Origin of the sequence: Streptomyces sp. NPDC004435 (assembly GCF_042873895.1) — a bacterium.
Lineage (GTDB): Bacteria > Actinomycetota > Actinomycetes > Streptomycetales > Streptomycetaceae > Streptomyces.
Genome location: NZ_JBIAMB010000008.1, coordinates 1 through 16,902, shown reverse-complemented (window position 1 = coordinate 16,902; position 16,902 = coordinate 1). Strand labels below are relative to the sequence as shown.

Here is a 16,902-nt window from a genome sequence, read left to right as displayed (position 1 = left end):
CCGGGCGTCTACCCCGGATCGGCCGCGTCAGGCCCCGCTCCGCGGGCCCCTCTCCCCTCCCCCGTGCGCCCGGCGTCGTGCGGCCTCCACGCGGGCCTCCTCCTGGAGGCGGCGGCCCTCCGCCCGGCGTACGGGATCCTGGAGGGCCTTGCCGTCGGACTCCCGCATCGCGCCTCGGAACCGCTTGAACAGGGTGCTCACCTTGGTCATGTCGCCTCGTCCTCCGCCGTCGGGTCATTCCCTGTCTGTGGTTCCCGTGCCCGTACCCCTTTCGCACAAAACGTCCCACTTGCCCCCTTTCGCTAGAGGTGGTCGGGCCCGGCGAGAGCGGGAGGGGCGGTCACGGGGTGGCCGGGGGCGGGGGCGGTACCCGGCGCGCCGCCCACGGCTAGAGTCGGGAGCCCTCACCCCCCGCACAGAACCCGGAACCGTCATGACCGCCGGACAGGACCGTCCCGCCCCCCCCTCACCGTCCGTCCAGCGGGCCCGGAGGACCTCGACGCCCTCCAGGCACTGGCGCGGCGCACGATCGACGCCCGCTACCGCGCCTTCCTCGGTGACGAGGCGGTGGACTGGTTCGTCGGCAGCGGCGCCTCGGACGCCCATGTGAGGAACCACCTGGAGCGCGGTGGCGTGCACTGCCTCCGCCGGGGCGACCGGATCGTCGGCCTCTCCATTCTCGACGGGCCCACGGTCGACCTCATGATGGTCGACCCGGAGCACCACGGCAGCGGACTGGGCCGCTTCCTGCTCCGCCACGCGGAGGAGACCCTCCTCGCCCGGTACGCGACCGTCCGCCTGGAGACCTTCACCGCCAACACGACGGCCGTGGCCTTCTACGAGGCGTGCGGCTGGCACCGCGGGGAGCCGCTGGAGGGCGAGGGGCCGGACCGGGTGGAGTACACCAGGAGCCGCACGGAGGGCTGAGGACCGACAGGGTCCGCACCCTGTCCCCAGCCGGGTCCCACCGACCTCCGGTCGCGGAGGCGCCCTGGTCAGGAAGGGGGCGCCGGTGGTCTCTCGGCGGGAGTGGAGGGCGGCCATCGGACGGTGAGGGGGGTGTCGGGGTCTCGGTGGGGCCAGGCCTCGGCGAGGCGGGCGATGCGGTGGGGGGCGGCGATGCCGCGCACGGTGGCGATCCTTCCTCCCGCGAGGTCGAACGTGGCGACGCCGAGGACCCGGTCACCGATGACGAAGACGAGGGCGGGGGCCCGGTTGGCGAGCGCGTAGTGGACGGTGGGGACGCCGCCGACGAGGCGGCGCTTCGCGGGGGTGGGCTTGAAGCCGGCCCGTACGACGGCGGCCACCTTCCGCGGGGTGGTGAAGTGCAGCAGCCTCTTGGCCAGACCCGCGCCGTCGGAGACCGCGGTCACGTCGTCGGTGAGGAGTTCCACCAGCCGTTCGGTACGGCCCGAGGCCGCGGCGGCCAGGAACTCCTCGACGACCCTGCGGGCGGCGGCCGGGTCGGCCTCGCCGCCGCGCCGCGCGGTGGTGACGCGGCGGCGGGCCCGGTGGAGGTGCTGCTGGCTGGCGGACTCGGCGATGTCCAGGAGTTCGGCGATCTCGGCGTGGCCGTACGAGAACGCCTCCCGCAGGACGTAGACGGCCCGTTCGACGGGAGAGAGGCGCTCCATGAGCGTCAGGACGGCCAGGGAGACGGATTCGCGCTGTTCGAAGGTGTCGGCGGGGCCGAGCATGGGGTCGCCGTCGAGGAGGGGTTCGGGCACCCAGGTGCCGACGGCGCGTTCCCTGCGGGCGTGGGCCGAGCGGAGCCGGTCGAGGCACAGGTTGGTCACGACCTTGGTCAGCCACGCCTCCGGCACCCGGATGCGCTGCCGGTCGGCGGCCTGCCACTGGAGGAACGCGTCCTGGACGGCGTCCTCGGCGTCGGACGCGGAGCCCAGCATGCGGTAGGCCAGCGAGGCCAGCCGGTTCCGGTCGGACTCGAACCGGCTCGTGTCGAAGCGGTCGGTGGTCGCCGTGTTCGTCATGATCGCCTCGGGGTGGTCACACGGCCGCCTTGCCGGCGGGCGTCCGCGGCCCGCGCGCCGGCGCCTCCGCCTCCGCCTGCGGTACGGCGACGAGTCGGCGCTTGCGCACGGGCAGGCCGAAGGTGGGGTGCGAGCCGGCCCACAGCGCCGTCCCGAGGATGGCCGCCTTGATCCGCGCCGCGTTCGCTCCGCCCAGGTGCTTCGGCTTCGGCCGCGCCTCGCCGTCGACCAGCTGCATGAGGGCGTCCCGGCGGCCGAGGCTGACGTGGTTGCCCACGTAGACCAGTTTCACCCGCGCGATCCTCCCGCCGGTGAGGCGGCCCAGGATCGCGGCGACGGCCTGCTGCGCGGTGAATCCGGCGGAGGCGCAGGACATCGGCAGCGGGCGGCCGTTGTCCCCGATGGCGTGCGCACTGTCGCCGACGGCGTACACGTCGGGGTGGGAGACGGACCGCATGGTGCGGTCGACGACGATCCGGCCGGCCTCGGTGACCTCCAGGCCCGACGCGGCGGCGATCGGCTGGACCGCGAAGCCGGCCGCCCACACCGTCGCGTCGGACTCCAGGACCGTGCCGTCCGCGCAGAGCACGCGCCTCGCCTCGACGGCCTCGACGGTGGCGTGCTCCACGACGGCGACGCCCAGCCGGTCGCAGGCCGCGCGGAGGTGGCGGCGGGCCCCGGCGGAGAGCGAGGACCCCAGCTCGCCGTGGGCGAGGAGGGTCACCGCCAGTCCTGGCCGGGACTCGGCGATCTCGGTGGCGGCCTCGATGCCGGTCAGGCCGTCGCCGACGACCAGGACCCTGCCGCCGCCGGGATGCCGGCCCAGGCGGTCGAGGTGCGCGCGCAGACGCAGCGCTGCCGGACGGGTCGCGACGTCGAAGGCGTGCTCGGCGACGCCGGGGACGCCGCGGTCGGCGACGTGGCTGCCCAGCGCGTAGACCAGGGTGTCGTAGCGGAGTTCGCCGCCGCCCTCGGCGTCGGCCACGGTGACGACCCGGCGCTCGGGGTCGACGGCGGTGACCCGGGCGACGCGCAGCCGGGCCGGCGTGCCCGCGAGGACGTCCGCGAGCCGCGGCGCGGCGACGTCCTGCCCGGCCGCGACCTGGTGCAGCCGCAGTCGCTGGACGAAGTCCGGATCGGCGTTGACCACGGTGATCTCGGCCTCCGCCGGGGACAACCGGCGCCCCAGCGTTCCGGCCGCGTGGACCCCGCCGTAGCCGGCGCCGAGGACGACGATGCGGTGCTTCATGGCGTGCTCCCGTCTGTTCTGTGGTGTGCGCTCTCGGCGACTTGAACGGGACAGCGCGCCGGTTCCTGACAGGAGGAGAGGGTGACCTGGGTCACACATCAAGGGGAAGGGTGATGATCCGGGCCGCGAGGGTGCGGCGGCTCACTTCCACGGCTCTCCGGGCTGCAACCCCGGCAGACCGCCCGAGCGCCTCCCCCACCTTCCGTGTCCCTCCGGTCGCCCGCCTCGTTCGTGTATGCGGCTTTCGATCGAGTGAGGACGAGGTGGGTCATGCGGGTCCGACGGGTGGCGGAGAAGGCGAGCGGGTCCGGTACGGGGACGGTGGACGGGCCGGGGAGGATGAACGCGCTCGACCGTGCCCTGGCGCTGCTGTCCGCGCGGGGCGGCACGCCGATGCTGGTGGGCCACGTCCTGGACTTCCCCGCCGGGGCGTTCACCCTCGACGAGGTGCGCGGGCGGGTGGCGGAGCGGGCGCCGGGTCTGGACGCGTTGGGTGTCGTGGCGGACGCGGGGGCGCGCTCCTGGACCCGCGTCGCGCCGCCGGAGGCGGGGGCGCACGTGCGTGAGGAGCGGGTGGACGGGCGGCTCGCCGAGGCGACCGACGCGTTTCTGGGGGCGCCGCTGCCCGCCCGTCCGGCGCCCGGCTGGGACCTGCTGATGCTGACGTGCCGGACGGAGCAGGTGCGGCGGCTGTGCTTCCGTATCGACCACGCCGTGGCGGACGGGGTCGGAACGGCCCATCTGGTGGCCGCGCTCCTGGCGGACGAGCCGGTCGCCGGGCCGTACCCCTACGTCCCGCCGGGGTCGGGACGGGCCTCACGGGCGTGGCTGCGGGCGTCGCCCTTCGAGAGGTTCCCGGAGCACGAGACGGTGCCCCCCGGGTGCGGGGCGGTTCCGAGCGGGGCGGCGGCGCTGGCGTACGCGGACGTCACTGACGGGGAGTTGCGGGCGGTGGCGTCGCGGTGGGACGCGGGCGTCAACGACGTGTACCTCACCGCCGTGGCCGGCGCGCTCGCGGCCTTCCAGCGGCGGCAGACCGGGCAGGTGCACGACCTGCGGGTGGTGATGCCGATGTCGGTACGCACCCGGGAGGCGCGGCTCGCACCGGGGAACGCGGCGCTGCCGGCGATGCTGCGGTTGCCGTGCACCGCGGCCGGTCCGCGGGAACGGCTGGAGGCCGTGGTCGCGCAGACCCGCGCGCACAAGGCGTCCGGTCTGCGGGAGGGCGGCTGGAGGACCCTCCTGCGCATGCCGCCCCGCTTCCTCCACCGGTCGACGGAACGCGCCCGCTTCCGGCTGGCCGCCAGCCACATCGGGATCCACGGCGACTACCGCGTCCTGGGCGCCTCCCCGATCGCCACGAGCGTCTTCGGCCTGAACAGCCCCGGCATGCTGGGCTACTTCTCCCTCACCCGCACGGCGACCACCGCCCGTCTCGCGGTCGTCCACGACCGGTCCCACACGGCCGCCACCGACCTGCCCGCCCTCTGGGTGAAGGCGCTCACCGAGCTCTCCGAGCACGTGGCGTAGCCGCCCGCGACCCCTCGCCCGAGCAGGGGCGGCGGTGGGCCGGGCCCACCGCCGCCTCCGGGGCCGCCCGCGTCAGCGGCTCAGGTCACGGAAACGCCTCACCGCCAGGGGGAAGAAGACCGCGACGAGGACCAGCGGCCAGGCCACCGCGAGGAGTTCCGCGTGGGTGGCGGCCCAGGAGTCGCCGTCCGCGCCCGGGTTGCCGAACAGGCCGCGTACGGCGGTGGCCGTGGCCGACATCGGGTTCCACTCCACGGCCGCGCCCAGCCACGCCGGCATCGACGCCGGGGAGGCGAGGGCGTTGGAGAGGAAGGTGACCGGCCAGACGAGGATCTGCACGGTCTGGACGAGTTCGGGCCTGCCCGCGACCATCGCCAGGTGGATGCCGATCCACAGCATCGCGAAGCGCAGCAGCAGGAGCAGCCCGACCGCGCCCGTGAAGGCGGCGAAGCCCCCGTCCCAGCGCCAGCCGATCGCGTAGCCGACCGCGATCATCACGGCCAGGCCGACGACCGACTGGAGCATGTCGGCGACGCTACGGCCGACGAGGACCGCGCCCGAGTTCATGGGCATGGAGCGGAAGCGGTCGATGACGCCCTTGCCGAGGTCCTGGGTGACCGACGTCATCGTCGCCTCCAGGCCGAAGGCCATGGTCATGGTGAGCATGCCGGGGACCAGGTAGGACGTGAAGTCGCCCTCGATGCCCCGTCCGCCGCCGATGAGGTAGCCGAACATCAGCATCATCATCACGGGGAAGACCAGGCCGACGACCACCTGCACGGGTTGGCGCGCCCAGTGGGCGAGTTCGCGCCGGGTCATCGTCCAGGAGTCGGCGACCGCCCAGGCCGCCTTCGACCGGGTGGGCCGCGTGGTGACCGCGCCGTGCGTCAGGGTGCTCATACGGCGTCCTCCTTCGTCAGGTGCATGAAGACCTCGTCGAGCGTGGGCCGGCGTACCGCGATGTCCTCCGCCTCGATCCCGGCGTCCTCCAGCGCGCGCACGGTCCCGGTCAGCGCCGCCATGCGGTCGGCGACAGGGGCGCTGATCAGCCGGCGGTCCTCGTCGACGGTGGCCTGCCCGGGGAGGAGGGCGGCGGCACGCGCCAGCTGGGACGCGTCGCGGACGACGACGTCGATGCGGTCGCCGCCGGTCCGCGACTTCAGGTCGTCGGCCGTGCCCTCCGCGATGACCCTGCCGTGGTCGATCACGGCGATCCGGTCGGCGAGCTGGTCCGCCTCCTCCAGGTACTGCGTGGTCAGCAGGACGGTCGTGCCGCCGCCGACCAGCGAGCGCACCGCGTTCCACACCTCGGTGCGGCCGCGCGGGTCGAGCCCGGTCGTGGGCTCGTCGAGGAAGAGCACCTCCGGCCGGGAGATGAGCGACGCGGCGAGGTCGAGCCGCCGCCGCATGCCGCCGCTGTACTGCTTGACGGCCTTGTGGCCGGTGTCCGCGAGTCCGAACCGCTCCAGGAGTTCGTCGGCCCGCGCTCCGGCCCGGCGGGCGCCGAGGTGGTGGAGGCGGCCGAACATCTCCAGGTTCTGCCGGCCGCCGAGCTCCTCGTCGACGGCGGCGTGCTGGCCGAGCAGCCCGATCCGCGCGCGCACCTCGTCGGGCCGGGTCCGCACGTCGGTGCCGGCCACCTCGACGCGCCCCTCGTCGGGGCGGAGCAGCGTGGACATGATGCGTACGGCCGTGGTCTTTCCGGCGCCGTTCGGGCCGAGGATCCCCTGTACGGTCCCCGCGCGGACCGTGAGGTCGAGGCCGTCGAGGGCCTGTTTGCCGGCGTACCCCTTCCGCAGACCCTCGACGACGATCGCCGGATCGTGGTCAGACAACACACCCTCCAAGAAGTCACTGATCAAACTTGACTAGAGCACGACCGTACGGCACCGTCCGCCGACTAGTCAAGCTTGATTACTGGATGCGTGACGATCCCCCGTCACGTCTGGTAGTCAAACTTGTACAGTGGGCCTGGTGAGAGCCCTCACGAAGGGACAGGAAGGAGACGCGCATGTCAGCGATCCGGCTGCTGATCCTCGGCGCCGTCCGCCAGCACGGGCGGGCCCACGGGTACCAGGTACGCAACGACCTGGAGTTCTGGGGGGCCCACGAGTGGTCCAGCGCCAAGCCCGGGTCGATCTACCACGCGCTCAAGCAGATGGCGAAGCAGGGGCTCCTGATCGCGCACGAGGTCGCGCCGAGCACCGCCGGCGGCCCGCCCCGGGTCGAGTACGAGATCAACGACAAGGGCACGGAGGAGTACTTCGCGCTGCTGCGCGAGGCCCTGACCTCCCACGAGCAGAAGGCCGACGTGCTCTCGGCCGGCATCGGCTTCATGGTGGACCTTCCCCGGGACGAGGCCGTCGCGCTGCTCCGGCGGCGGATCGCGGGGCTTGAGGAGTGGCGGGCCTCGGTCACCGAGTACTACACGCCGGAGGACGGACCCGGCCAGCTCGGGCACATCGGCGAGATCATGAACATGTGGGTGCACTCGGCCGACGCGGGCGCGCAGTGGACGCGCGGCCTGATCGAACGGATCGAGGGCGGCGCGTACACGTTCGCGGGAGAGGGCGATCCCTTCGTCGGCGTCCTCGCGGAGGACGAGCCGAACCCGTACGCGACGGGCCCGCACCCCGAGGACGACCGCTGAGGCACCCCTCCCGGGAGACGGCGGCGGGACCCGTCACCCCCGCGGCCTCGCGGGTGGCGCGCCACGCCTCCCGCACGCGTACGGCTCCGTCAGGGCCGGAAGTCGGGGGCCGTCAGGTCGATCTCGATCGCGTTGCCGAGGTTGTTGAGGAAGCGGGCGGTCATGCCGTCGAGCTCCACCCTCTCGAAGGGGTTGGAGTCACCCATCCGCACCACCCACACGAGCCTCCGGTCGGCGTCCAGGCGCGCGACGAAGCCCTCCGAGCCGTGCGCGCCGCCGCCCCCGCACACGAAGCCCGAGCCGTCGGGCAGTTCAGCCCAGCAACCCCGGTGGATGTCGTACGCGGCGAGGCCGTCGGGGTCGTCGCGCAGCAGCTCGTCCAGGTCCAGCGGGGCGCCCAGGCCGAACCCCGACAGCGCGGCCGAGTCGACATGGACCTCGCGCACCACGCCGTCCGCCCGGTAGAGGGCATCGCGGTCCGGCACCTCGCCCGACTCCCACAGATCCACGATGCTCCTCACATCAGCCCTCCTCGTTCGCGATCGAGACCCTGGGTCGACACGGCTCTTGAACGTGTTCAATAATGAGGTCGGCGGGCCCGCGCCTCGGTTGTCCGCAGGGCCCGGGACCCTCGCGCACCCGATCGCGACCAGGAAGCGAACCCATGAACCCTCCCCGCGCCGACGGCCCGTCCGAGACCCGTCGCAAGGTCCGCGTCGGCCGCCTCCTCGCGTTCGGCTACGTCGGCGTCGTCGCGGCGGCCGGACTGGCGCGCGCCTTCACGGGCGCGCGGCCCGACGGCTTCCTCGGCCTCCTGCACCTGTCGACCTTCCCGGGATCGGTGCTGGTGAGCGTCGGAGCGCTCTACCCCCTCGCCCCCCTCGGCCCGGAGACCGACCCGGACCCGGACGCCACCGGCAACCCGTTCGCCTCCGCGGCGCTCGTCACCGCCGGCGCGGCCGTGAACGCGCTGCTGGTGTACGGAGTCGTGCGCCTGGCGCGTGCACTGCGCGGCGGGAGCCGCTGACCCGGCGCGTGCGCCACACGGCTGGAGCCGCCGACCCGGCAGCGCCGCACGGCGGGAGCCGCCGACCCGGCCGTCCTACCGCGCGTGCGGAGCGGCGGCCTCGGCGGCGGTGTAGGACGACGCGAAGGTGAAGGCGCGCGGGGACGGCCCGTTCTCGCGCAGCTCCGCCAGCCGCTCCAGGGCCTCGGCGACGGTCGGGACGTGCCCGACGGGGACCCACCAGAGCACCAGGTGCGCCTCGACGTGCCGGTGGAACCAGTCACGGCGCCGCCGCATGACCTCCAGGTGCCCGCTGCGATAGGTGAAGTCCCACAGGGCCTCCCGGCTCTCCCACACGGTGAGGTTGACGATGACGTCCTCACCCGCCGGCCGCAGCCCGGTGGCGTCGCCCGTCCCCTCCTCCGCGAGCCTCCACACGAATCCGGGCGCCCCGTCGGCAGCCGTGTTGACCGGGTCGAGCATCTCGACGAACGGCGCGATGCGCGGGTCGTCGAGGGGATGGCGGAGGGTGGCCACGTTGAGCTGGGCGAGGTGGGCTGCGGGATGCGTGGACGGCGTGGATGGCGTGGTCATGGCCTCATACCAGCACGGCCTTCATTTCTATGTCAATGCTCATTACTTTTAGAAGGTTCGACCACGACACAGCACTCCCCCGGCCGGGCGTCCATCCGCGCCCGGACGGGACCGCCGACGCCGAACAGCCCTTCCAGCAGCGCGAGGTTCATGCCGCAGACGAGCGGAGGGAAGGCTTCGGCCACGGCGTGGAAGGGACAGTTGCGCATCCGGACGACGGTGGCGGTCACGGTCGCGTCCGCGGGAGCTTCGGCGTCACCACCGGCCGCTTCGAGAAAGGGTTCGTAGCCACGGGCGGCGAGGATCGCCATGGCCTCCTCCAGGCCACCGCACGGCTCCGCCGAGCCGCGCAGGGCCTCGCCCCGGCGGCGCGCGGCCGCGTCGAGCACGGCGTCCAGGCCGGCCTCCTCCGCCGCCTCGGCGAGCAGTTCGGCGGCCGTGCGGTAGTCACGGCCGGGCAGTGACACCGACCGCTCGCCCTCCGCGCGCGTGTACACCTTGGCGGGACGGCCCGCCCCGGGCCCGGTGCGCCCCGTGAGGCGCCGGCTGCCGCTCGCCAGCAGTCCGGCCTCGGCGAGCTTGTCCAGATGGTGCGCGGCCAGCGTCCGCGTCACCCCCGCGCCCTCGGCGGCCTCGTTGCGCCCGACCTCGCGCCCCTGCGCCACCACGTACCCGTAGAGACGGCGGCGCACCGGGTCCTGCAACAACGCGATCGCATCGATGTCCTTCATCCGGACATTCTATTGACCATCCACGTCGGACTTAGAAGGCCGCCGCCCGGGGCGGTCACGGGGGACCGAGGTCCGTCCCCGGGGGGGGCCGTCCGCGGGGGTCACGGTCCGTCCGTGGGGCTCAGGTCCGGGCGACGACCTTGAAGCGCATGCAGACCACGGGCGTGTCCTCCTCCACCGGCGTGCCGATGCCGGCCCAGAAACGGGAGTGGCCGGCTCGCCAGTCCTCCAGGGAGGAGTCGCCCTCGCCCTCGGCGGCGGCGTGTTCCCAGGTGACGTCGCGGTAGGGGACGACCTCGACGGCGGTGATCTCGATCGTGGCGACATGCTCCCCGTCGTCTCCGACGAGTGCCAGCCGCTCCCCCGCGAACTCGAGGCCCTCGGTCTCCTCCACGTACTCGTCCAGCAGGCCGGTGGTGGCGGTCTTCCGCCCGTCCAGCACCAGCCCGGTCAGCCACTCCCTCATCTCGCCGGGCGTGCCCAGCTCCAGCGCCCTCATGCCGTCGACCCTCGGCCACATGGTCCTACCGTCCTTCCGGGCCTTCGCCCGCTCGTTCGTGATCCCGCCCCGGACGGGGGCGGATCGGTCACTCCGTGCCGGACCACGCCTCCGCCGGCCACGACGGGTCCGTTTCCACTGGTGGCAGCATGATCGCGAACCTAGGCCACCGACTGCCGGGCGCGCAAAGGGGATTCGGAGGCCGGGAGGATGACCGGCGTCAGACCCGGGTCGTACGACTCCGGGCCTCGGGTCGAGACCGTGGGGGGACGCGGGCGCCGGCGCCGGGGCCGTAGCGTCCTCGGCATGAAGACGATGATCCGAGCGGCTGCCGCCGCCCTGCTCGCCTGCGCGGTCGCGTTACCCGCCGCCGCCACCGCCTCCGCCACCACCGCCCCCGCTCCGGCCCCCGTCGTGCAGAGCGGCGCGCCGAGCCTCGCCGACCGGCCGGCCGGCGTCGTGCGGCTTCCGGCGCCCACCGGGCCGTACGGGGTGGGGAGTTCCGTCCTGCACCTGGTGGACCGGTCCCGCACCGACCCGTGGGTGCCCGAGGCCGACGGGCGCGAACTCATGGTCACCGTGCACTACCCGGCGGCCGACAGGCGGGCGGCCGGCCGTCCCGCCGCCTACGCCACCCAGGAGGAGGCCCGGCGGCTGCTGGAGGCCGTGTCGGTCGACGACCCGGCGCTGATCCGGCAGGTGGCGAAGGCCCGTACGCACAGCAGGACGGACGTGCGCCCCGCCCCGGGCCGGCGCCCCCTGGTGGTGCTCTCGCCCGGCTTCGGCATGGCGCGGTACACCCTCACCAGCCTCGCCGTGGACCTCGCCTCGCGCGGCTACGTCGTCGCCTCGATCGACCACGCCTACGAGTCGTCCGGTACGTCGGTGCCGGGCGGGCGCACCCTGACCTGCCTGGCGTGCACCGTGATGGACGAGAGCGGCTGGAGCAAGGGCGCGCTGGTGACGGGTACCCGCGCGGCCGACACCCGCTTCGTGCTGGACCGGCTGACCGGCGCCCGGCCCGCCTGGAAGTACGCGTCCTCCATCGACCGCACGCGGATCGGCATGGCCGGCCACTCGATCGGCGGGGCGAGCGCGGCCACCGCCATGGCCTCGGACCGCCGGATCGACGCCGGACTGAACATGGACGGCTCGTTCTGGGACGAACCGCCCGCCGACGGGCTCGGCGGACGCCCCTTCCTGTTCCTGGGCACCGAGTCCCACGGGCCGGGAAGCGAGGACACCTCGTGGGACAGGACGTGGGCGGGCCTGAGCGGTTCGAAGTACTGGCTGACCGTCGCCGGCGCCGACCACCTCGGCTTCTCCGACGCGCCCGTGCTCCTCGGCCACTTCGGCCTCCCGCACGGTGACCTCCCGGCCGAGCGCGCGGTCTCCGTCACCCGGGCGTACATCGCCGCCTTCTTCGACGAGCACCTGCGGGGCGAGGAGCAGCCTCTCCTCGACGGGCCGGACTCGTCCCACCCCGAGGTCCGCTTCCACCGCCCCTGAGCCGAAGCCGACCCTGGCCGGTCCGGGCGCCGCACCTGCCCCGCGGCGCGCGGCCGGTCCGGGGCCCGGACCCATGGCGGCTGCCCGCGCCGAGAAGGCCCGGGACGGCCACGCCCCCCGGCGGCACGACCGTGCGGCGGACCCGCAGGCCGGGCCTCGGTCTGGGTGCCCGGCGCCCGTCATCCGGTCGCCGGCACCACGACCCGCCTGACCCATCCCGTCGCCGCGCCCAGCAGCCCGCCGACCAGCCAGGCCACGAGCAGCCACTCCGCCCCGAGTCCGCCTTCGCCGCCCGCGGCGGTCGCCGTCAGGGAGAAGGCCGCGTGGGCGGCCGGAAGGACGAGGGCTCCGGTCACCGCGCCCTCGACCGGGGAGGCGCTCAGCCAGGCCAGGCAGACGACGAGCCCCGCGAAGGCCCACCCCGTGGACATCGCCAGGGCCGGGATCTCTCCGAACGCCGTCCAGAGGAACACCGCGACCGGCGTGTCCGGCACCGCCTGCCGCGCCGAACCCACGGCCACCAGTCCCGCGACCACCCCGAACCCGAGCCCTGCCGTCAGGCCCCCCACCAGCATCTTCATGTCGGCAGAGTAGGCGGAGACGCGAGCTGTTGTCATGTCCGGTACCCGCGCTGCGGAGGGGCGGCCCGGTCCTGGAGAGCGGGCGGCTGCTTCGGTCGGCGCCCGCGCTCGCGGCCCGCTCCGGTCGGCGTCACGCGCCCGCGGCCGCTTCGAGGCGCGTCCGGGGTGACCGGCCGTCCGTGGTGCGGTGCGCGGGGCCCCTTCCGCCGAGGGCCGCGAGGAGGGAGGCTGTCGTCGTGTCCGTGGAACTCGCGGGCGGAGAGGCGGAGTCGGCAGTGCCGGATCACGCGGAGCGGATGGGCCTTCGGGCGGGGCAGTCGGTGCGGGAGGTGGGGTGGGACGACGACACCGATCCGGCGATCCGGGACGACGTCCGGCGAGCCACCGGTACCGAGCTGCTGGACGAGGACGTCGAGGTGAGCGTGGATGTCGTGCTGTATTGGTGGCGGCTGGGGGACGGTGACCTCGCGAGCCAGCTGGTGCACGGTGTCGGGCCGCTGACCGGCGACGGCGCCGTCTGGGTGCTCACCCCGGGGGCCGGACGTCCTGGGCACACGTCCGCCGAGGAGATCGCCGAGGCCGCCGACGACGCCGGCCGGTACCGCATGGCCGGTGCCGACCTCGGCGCCTGGGACGGGCACCTGATCGGGCGTCGGGCCGCCGAGGCGTAGGACGCCGGAAGGAACGGTGGCCGCGGCGGCCTCGGCGGTCGCCGTCGAACAGAAAGCGGACCGGGGGCGCGTCGGCGCCGAGGGCGCGGGGTCCCTCCGGTCGACAGGCACCTGATCGATCGTCACTCCGTGCGGTGGCGCGATCACCCGTGGCTAGGATCGGGCCCCTTGTCGCAACCCCGCGGCGGTCACGAGACAGGGGCACTTCATGGCCATCATCGTCAGCTTCGACTTTCCCGGCGCCGGGCAGGAGCTCTACGACACCGTCATCGAGCGGGTGACCGACGGGCGGGGCTTCACGCACTTCGCCGATCTGCCGAACACCGGTCTCCTCTCGCACGCGGCGGGGCCGGTGGACGGCGGGTTCCGGGTGACCGAGGTCTGGGAGAGCGAGGAGGCGCTGGAGCACCACGCGCGGACCTTCGGCCCGATCCTCGAGGACCTCGGTCACGCCGACGTGCGGCCCACGATCTTCCCGGCGCACAACGTCGTCGTGCGGTAGGAGGGTTCACCGTCGTCCGGGCCCTCCAGGGGCCGGGGCGGCACCCTCGTCCGGGCCCTCCAGGGGGCCGGGGCGGCACCGCCGTCCAGGACCGTTCTGGTGAACTGGCGGCATGACCTCACTGCCGCGGCGGTTCCTCGGGGCGCTCGAACGGTTCAACTCGGCTCACCCCTGGGACCACAACGCCCACTACCACCGTTGGATCATGCGGCAGTTGCCCCGGCGCTACGGCCTCGCGCTGGACGTCGGGTCCGGCAGCGGCGAGCTCGCCCGGCTGCTGGCCACGCGCGGTGCGGTCCGGGGGATCGACTCCGATCCGGTGATCACCGCGCGGGCGAGGGAGCTGACGCCGGCCGCGAGCCCGGTGACGTTCACGGTCGCGGACGGACTGAACGGGATTCCGGCCGGCCGCTACGACGTCATCACCTGTGTCGCCACGCTCCATCATCTCCCCTTGGCCGACGCCCTGGTCGTCTTCCGCCGGCACCTCGCACCTGGGGGGACCCTGATCGTCGTCGGGCTGTCCCGCGCGCAGTCCGCCGGGGACCATCTCCTCGGTGCCGTCGCCGTCCCGCTGAACGCCGCCATGGGATGGCTGAAGAACGGGGGCCGCAGGGCTGCCCGTCCGGACGCCATGACGGCCCGGACCCGGCCCGCGGAGACGGCCTTCTCCGAGATCGCCCGGGAAGCCCGCGTGGCACTGCCCGGCGCCCGGCTGCGGCGGCGGTTGTTCTGGCGCTACACCCTGGTGTGGCGGCGCCCCGACGACGGGTGAGCCGACCGTGTCAGGAGGCGAGGCCGCCGTTGCTCTTGAGCAGCTGGCCGTTGACCCACTGGCCCTGGGGCGAGCAGAGGAAGTCCACCAGGTGCGCGGTGTCCTGAGGGGTGCCCATCCGGTCGAGCGGGGTCAGGCGCAGCACGTGCTCCCGGACCGTGTCGTCCATCCAACCGGTGTCCACGGGCCCGGGGTTGATGACGTTGGCCGTGATCCCGAGGTGGGCGAGTTCGTGGGCCGCCGCCAGGGTGATGCGGTCCAGGGCGCCCTTGCTGGCCCCGTACGGGAGGTTGCCGACGGTGTGGTCGCTGGTGAGGCTGATGACGCGCCCCGTGCCCGGGGCCCCGCGGAACCGGCGGCCGTACTCGCGGATCAGCAGCCAGGGGGCGCGGGCGTTCACGGCGAAGTGGCGGTCGAAGCTTTCGAGCGTCGTGTCGAGGAGACCGGAGTCGACCGACTCGCAGTGGCACATCACCAGGGCGGTCACCCCGCCGAGACGCTTCTCGACCTCGTCGAAGACGCGCTCGGGCGCGCTCGGGTCGGCGAGGTCCGCCTCCACCGCCGCCGACTCCGCGCCCCGCTCGGCCAGGGCCCGTGCCGTGGCCTCCGCCGCGCCGGCCTGCGCGCCCCAGGGCATGCGGGCGTCGTAGGGCGTCCAGTACGTGAAGGCGATGTCCCAGCCCGACTGGGCCAGTTGGGCGGCGATCCCCGCACCGATGCCGACGGAGCGGCCGACGCCGGTCACCAGCGCGACCGGTCGGAGGGCTGATGGCACGGTCTGCTCGGCCGAATGCGTCACGGCGACATCGTGGGATCGGGACGCCGTCCGCGCAAGCGGATTTCCGCGGGGCCGGGCATGGAGAAGCCGACCGCCCGAAGCTCCGGAGTCCGACGGCGTCTGCGCCGGACGGTTAGGCCGAGGCGGCCCGGCGGATCGCACGCGGTACCTCGTCCCGGTTCTTCGCGTGCTTGATCCAGGCCGGCAGGCGGGCCACCAGCGTCATCTTCCGCCCGGTGTCGTACCAGGGTGCCCGCTCGCGCAGCGGCGCGGCGACGTATCGGCGGATCAGGTCGAGAGGGGCCCGGTCGTACGCCCACAACCAGCCGTGCCGCGTCTCGGCCCGGAACCGGAGCGGCACACCGAACCAGGGGTCCGTCGCCGGTCCGGCGCCGCCGCCGGCGAGCATGACCGGGTGGCCGCTCCGCTCCCGTGCGAGGCCACAGCCGCGGCAGATCCAGTCGGCGGCCGATGGTCCTCCGGCCGCCGGGCCCGGAGTCCGCCCCCGGCGTGGGCACGATCCGAGCGGCCTGCGCGCAGCGCGGGCAGCGCACCACGACCGAGCCGAGGAAGTCGTACGCGGTGCTGCGTGGGTCCCGGAAGCGAGCGGGGTGTGCGGCCATGCGGCGAGTACGGGTCGCCCCTTCGTCCCGGCGCACCCGCGTTCCCCGCTCGCGCGCCCGCCGGTACGCGGCGACGGGAGCCGCGGTCCCGGGAAGCCGGCGCGCGGAGGCATGGCCGACGCGGCGCCCGGGATCGTAGGGTCGGATCATGATCGAGAAGTCTCCGGCCACCGCGCCGTTCCCGCCCCTGCTGACCCGGCACGAAGAGGCCGAGACCTGTGCCGACCCGAGCAGCGTGATGACGCTCCTCGCCGACTCGGACCGTACGGCCGACGGCTTCACCAGCTACCGCTCCACGTTCGCCGAGGGGGCCGTGGGAGCACCCGCCCACTTCCACACCAAGGCGACCGAGCTGTTCTTCGTGATCAGCGGCTCCCTCCGGGTTCTCGTCGGCGAGGAGGTCACCGTGCTCCAGGCGGGCGATTTCCTCGCGGTGCCGCCGCACACCCCGCACGCCTTCGCCGCCGCGCCCGGATGCACGGCGGACGTGCTGTTCGTGTTCACGCCCGGCATGGGCCGCTTCGACTACCTGCGGCTGCTCGGCCGGGTGATGCGCGGCGAGGCGGACGTCCAGGAGATCGCGGACTCGGCGGAGAAGTACGACAACCACTACGTCGACAGCCCCGTCTGGCGCGCCGCCCTCGAGGAGTCCGCGTGATCACGCCCGCCACCCACGTCCGGGTCGCGCGGCCCTCGCGCGACCTCGCCGCCGCCGAGCGCTTCTACGTCGGCGGCCTGGGCCTCGCGGTCCTCTGGCGCTCCACCGCGAGCGAGCCCGGCAAGCACGACCTGCTGATGGTCGGGCCCCGGGACGGCGGCTGGCACTTCGAGCTCACCCGTGACCCCGCGGCCCCGCTCGACCCCACGCCCACGGTCGACGACCTCTTCGTGGTCTACCTGGGCGAGCCGCCCGACGAAGCGCTCGTCGAGCGCCTGGTCGAGGCCGGCGGTACCCGGGTCGCGTCGCACAACCCGTACTGGGACGAGTACGGCGTGACGGTCGAGGACCCGGACGGCTACCGGCTGGTGCTCTGCTCCCGTACCTGGGGCTGAGCGGACGGCCCCATGCCCCACGGCGTCAGCCGGCGAGCCCGAACACCCGGTCGCCCTGGCGGAGACCGAAAAGCTCCGCCGCCGATCCGCCGCGGACGACGAGTTCGGCGAAGCCGGTGCCGGAGCTGCCGACGGTGATTCCGGGTTGGCCGAGCGGGAC

Annotated in this window: 22 protein-coding genes and 1 pseudogene; 10 read left to right on the top strand and 13 right to left on the bottom strand. The window is 74.1% G+C overall.

The window, feature by feature from the left end:
* Positions 1 to 27: 27 nt before the first annotated feature.
* Positions 28 to 210: a hypothetical protein gene (locus tag ACFYT9_RS15930; RefSeq protein ID WP_387272883.1), complete on the bottom strand. Its 183-nt coding sequence runs from the start codon at positions 208 to 210 to the stop codon at positions 28 to 30.
* 357 nt (positions 211 to 567) lie between these two features.
* On the opposite strand from ACFYT9_RS15930, the gene ACFYT9_RS15925 reads away from it, so the two are divergent.
* Entirely contained in the window at positions 568 to 927 is a 360-nt protein-coding gene (locus ACFYT9_RS15925) for a GNAT family N-acetyltransferase (protein WP_389163935.1), read from the top strand.
* A 68-nt stretch (positions 928 to 995) separates the two neighbouring features.
* Here the strand turns inward: ACFYT9_RS15925 and ACFYT9_RS15920 are convergent, their stop codons facing one another.
* Together ACFYT9_RS15920 and ACFYT9_RS15915 are read right to left on the bottom strand one after the other, a co-directional pair.
* Positions 996 to 1,991: a sigma-70 family RNA polymerase sigma factor gene (locus tag ACFYT9_RS15920; protein ID WP_389163932.1), complete on the bottom strand. Its 996-nt coding sequence runs from the start codon at positions 1,989 to 1,991 to the stop codon at positions 996 to 998.
* A 16-nt stretch (positions 1,992 to 2,007) separates the two neighbouring features.
* Complete coding sequence (locus ACFYT9_RS15915; RefSeq protein WP_389163929.1) at positions 2,008 to 3,240, bottom strand: NAD(P)/FAD-dependent oxidoreductase; 1,233 nt, start codon at positions 3,238 to 3,240, stop codon at positions 2,008 to 2,010.
* Positions 3,241 to 3,510: 270 nt separating this feature from the next.
* Here ACFYT9_RS15915 and ACFYT9_RS15910 point away from each other — a divergent pair, with 270 nt between their 5' ends.
* Entirely contained in the window at positions 3,511 to 4,770 is a 1,260-nt protein-coding gene (locus ACFYT9_RS15910; protein ID WP_389163926.1) for a hypothetical protein, read from the top strand.
* 72 nt (positions 4,771 to 4,842) lie between these two features.
* Here the strand turns inward: ACFYT9_RS15910 and ACFYT9_RS15905 are convergent, their stop codons facing one another.
* Positions 4,843 to 5,670 carry an ABC transporter permease gene (locus ACFYT9_RS15905; RefSeq protein ID WP_387272893.1) on the bottom strand — a complete coding sequence of 276 codons (828 nt, stop codon included), beginning with the start codon at positions 5,668 to 5,670 and terminating at the stop codon, positions 4,843 to 4,845.
* Positions 5,667 to 6,605 carry an ATP-binding cassette domain-containing protein gene (locus ACFYT9_RS15900; RefSeq protein WP_389163923.1) on the bottom strand — a complete coding sequence of 313 codons (939 nt, stop codon included), beginning with the start codon at positions 6,603 to 6,605 and terminating at the stop codon, positions 5,667 to 5,669. The genes ACFYT9_RS15905 and ACFYT9_RS15900 overlap by 4 nt, the downstream gene beginning before the upstream one ends.
* 176 nt (positions 6,606 to 6,781) lie before the next feature.
* Between ACFYT9_RS15900 and ACFYT9_RS15895 the strand changes: the two genes are divergently transcribed.
* Positions 6,782 to 7,420, top strand: coding sequence for a PadR family transcriptional regulator (locus ACFYT9_RS15895; protein ID WP_389163920.1), 639 nt, complete (start codon positions 6,782 to 6,784; stop codon positions 7,418 to 7,420).
* Between the two features lie 89 nt (positions 7,421 to 7,509).
* Here ACFYT9_RS15895 and ACFYT9_RS15890 read toward each other — a convergent pair whose 3' ends face one another.
* The gene (locus ACFYT9_RS15890) at positions 7,510 to 7,941 is read right to left on the bottom strand and encodes a hypothetical protein (RefSeq protein WP_389163918.1); all 432 of its coding nucleotides are present in this window, start codon (positions 7,939 to 7,941) and stop codon (positions 7,510 to 7,512) included.
* 143 nt (positions 7,942 to 8,084) lie between these two features.
* On the opposite strand from ACFYT9_RS15890, the gene ACFYT9_RS15885 reads away from it, so the two are divergent.
* Positions 8,085 to 8,447, top strand: coding sequence for a hypothetical protein (locus ACFYT9_RS15885; protein WP_389163915.1), 363 nt, complete (start codon positions 8,085 to 8,087; stop codon positions 8,445 to 8,447).
* Between the two features lie 75 nt (positions 8,448 to 8,522).
* Here ACFYT9_RS15885 and ACFYT9_RS15880 read toward each other — a convergent pair whose 3' ends face one another.
* The 3 genes from ACFYT9_RS15880 to ACFYT9_RS15870 form a co-directional block, all read right to left on the bottom strand.
* Positions 8,523 to 9,020 carry a DUF3291 domain-containing protein gene (locus ACFYT9_RS15880; protein WP_389163912.1) on the bottom strand — a complete coding sequence of 166 codons (498 nt, stop codon included), beginning with the start codon at positions 9,018 to 9,020 and terminating at the stop codon, positions 8,523 to 8,525.
* Between the two features lie 32 nt (positions 9,021 to 9,052).
* Positions 9,053 to 9,751, bottom strand: a complete 699-nt coding sequence (locus tag ACFYT9_RS15875; protein ID WP_389163909.1) for a helix-turn-helix transcriptional regulator — start codon at positions 9,749 to 9,751, stop codon at positions 9,053 to 9,055.
* 121 nt (positions 9,752 to 9,872) lie between these two features.
* Positions 9,873 to 10,271 carry an ASCH domain-containing protein gene (locus ACFYT9_RS15870; RefSeq protein WP_389163906.1) on the bottom strand — a complete coding sequence of 133 codons (399 nt, stop codon included), beginning with the start codon at positions 10,269 to 10,271 and terminating at the stop codon, positions 9,873 to 9,875.
* Positions 10,272 to 10,556: 285 nt separating this feature from the next.
* Between ACFYT9_RS15870 and ACFYT9_RS15865 the strand changes: the two genes are divergently transcribed.
* Positions 10,557 to 11,759 (top strand): alpha/beta hydrolase family protein, encoded by a 1,203-nt coding sequence (locus ACFYT9_RS15865; protein WP_389163903.1) that lies wholly within the window; start codon positions 10,557 to 10,559, stop codon positions 11,757 to 11,759.
* Positions 11,760 to 11,938: 179 nt separating this feature from the next.
* Here ACFYT9_RS15865 and ACFYT9_RS15860 read toward each other — a convergent pair whose 3' ends face one another.
* Entirely contained in the window at positions 11,939 to 12,340 is a 402-nt protein-coding gene (locus ACFYT9_RS15860) for a hypothetical protein (protein WP_389163900.1), read from the bottom strand.
* Positions 12,341 to 12,576: 236 nt separating this feature from the next.
* On the opposite strand from ACFYT9_RS15860, the gene ACFYT9_RS15855 reads away from it, so the two are divergent.
* From ACFYT9_RS15855 to ACFYT9_RS15845, 3 genes are all read left to right on the top strand, one after another.
* Positions 12,577 to 13,011 (top strand): DUF3052 family protein, encoded by a 435-nt coding sequence (locus ACFYT9_RS15855; RefSeq protein WP_389163897.1) that lies wholly within the window; start codon positions 12,577 to 12,579, stop codon positions 13,009 to 13,011.
* Between the two features lie 208 nt (positions 13,012 to 13,219).
* Positions 13,220 to 13,513 carry a hypothetical protein gene (locus ACFYT9_RS15850; protein ID WP_376595382.1) on the top strand — a complete coding sequence of 98 codons (294 nt, stop codon included), beginning with the start codon at positions 13,220 to 13,222 and terminating at the stop codon, positions 13,511 to 13,513.
* Positions 13,514 to 13,625: 112 nt separating this feature from the next.
* Positions 13,626 to 14,288: a class I SAM-dependent methyltransferase gene (locus ACFYT9_RS15845; RefSeq protein ID WP_389163894.1), complete on the top strand. Its 663-nt coding sequence runs from the start codon at positions 13,626 to 13,628 to the stop codon at positions 14,286 to 14,288.
* Between the two features lie 10 nt (positions 14,289 to 14,298).
* On the opposite strand, the gene ACFYT9_RS15840 is transcribed toward ACFYT9_RS15845, so the two are convergent.
* Together ACFYT9_RS15840 and ACFYT9_RS15835 are read right to left on the bottom strand one after the other, a co-directional pair.
* Positions 14,299 to 15,087 carry an SDR family oxidoreductase gene (locus tag ACFYT9_RS15840; RefSeq protein WP_389163891.1) on the bottom strand — a complete coding sequence of 263 codons (789 nt, stop codon included), beginning with the start codon at positions 15,085 to 15,087 and terminating at the stop codon, positions 14,299 to 14,301.
* A 112-nt stretch (positions 15,088 to 15,199) separates the two neighbouring features.
* Positions 15,200 to 15,689, bottom strand: a pseudogene (locus tag ACFYT9_RS15835) (hypothetical protein).
* A gap of 148 nt (positions 15,690 to 15,837) precedes the next feature.
* Between ACFYT9_RS15835 and ACFYT9_RS15830 the strand changes: the two are divergent.
* The gene (locus ACFYT9_RS15830) at positions 15,838 to 16,347 is read left to right on the top strand and encodes a cupin domain-containing protein (protein WP_389163888.1); all 510 of its coding nucleotides are present in this window, start codon (positions 15,838 to 15,840) and stop codon (positions 16,345 to 16,347) included.
* Complete coding sequence (locus ACFYT9_RS15825) at positions 16,344 to 16,742, top strand: VOC family protein (protein ID WP_387272917.1); 399 nt, start codon at positions 16,344 to 16,346, stop codon at positions 16,740 to 16,742. Before ACFYT9_RS15830 ends, ACFYT9_RS15825 begins: the two co-directional genes overlap by 4 nt.
* Positions 16,743 to 16,767: 25 nt before the next feature.
* Here ACFYT9_RS15825 and ACFYT9_RS15820 read toward each other — a convergent pair.
* Positions 16,768 to 16,902 (bottom strand): SAM hydroxide adenosyltransferase (locus tag ACFYT9_RS15820; RefSeq protein WP_389164626.1); only part of this gene is annotated, 135 nt, incomplete at its 5' end.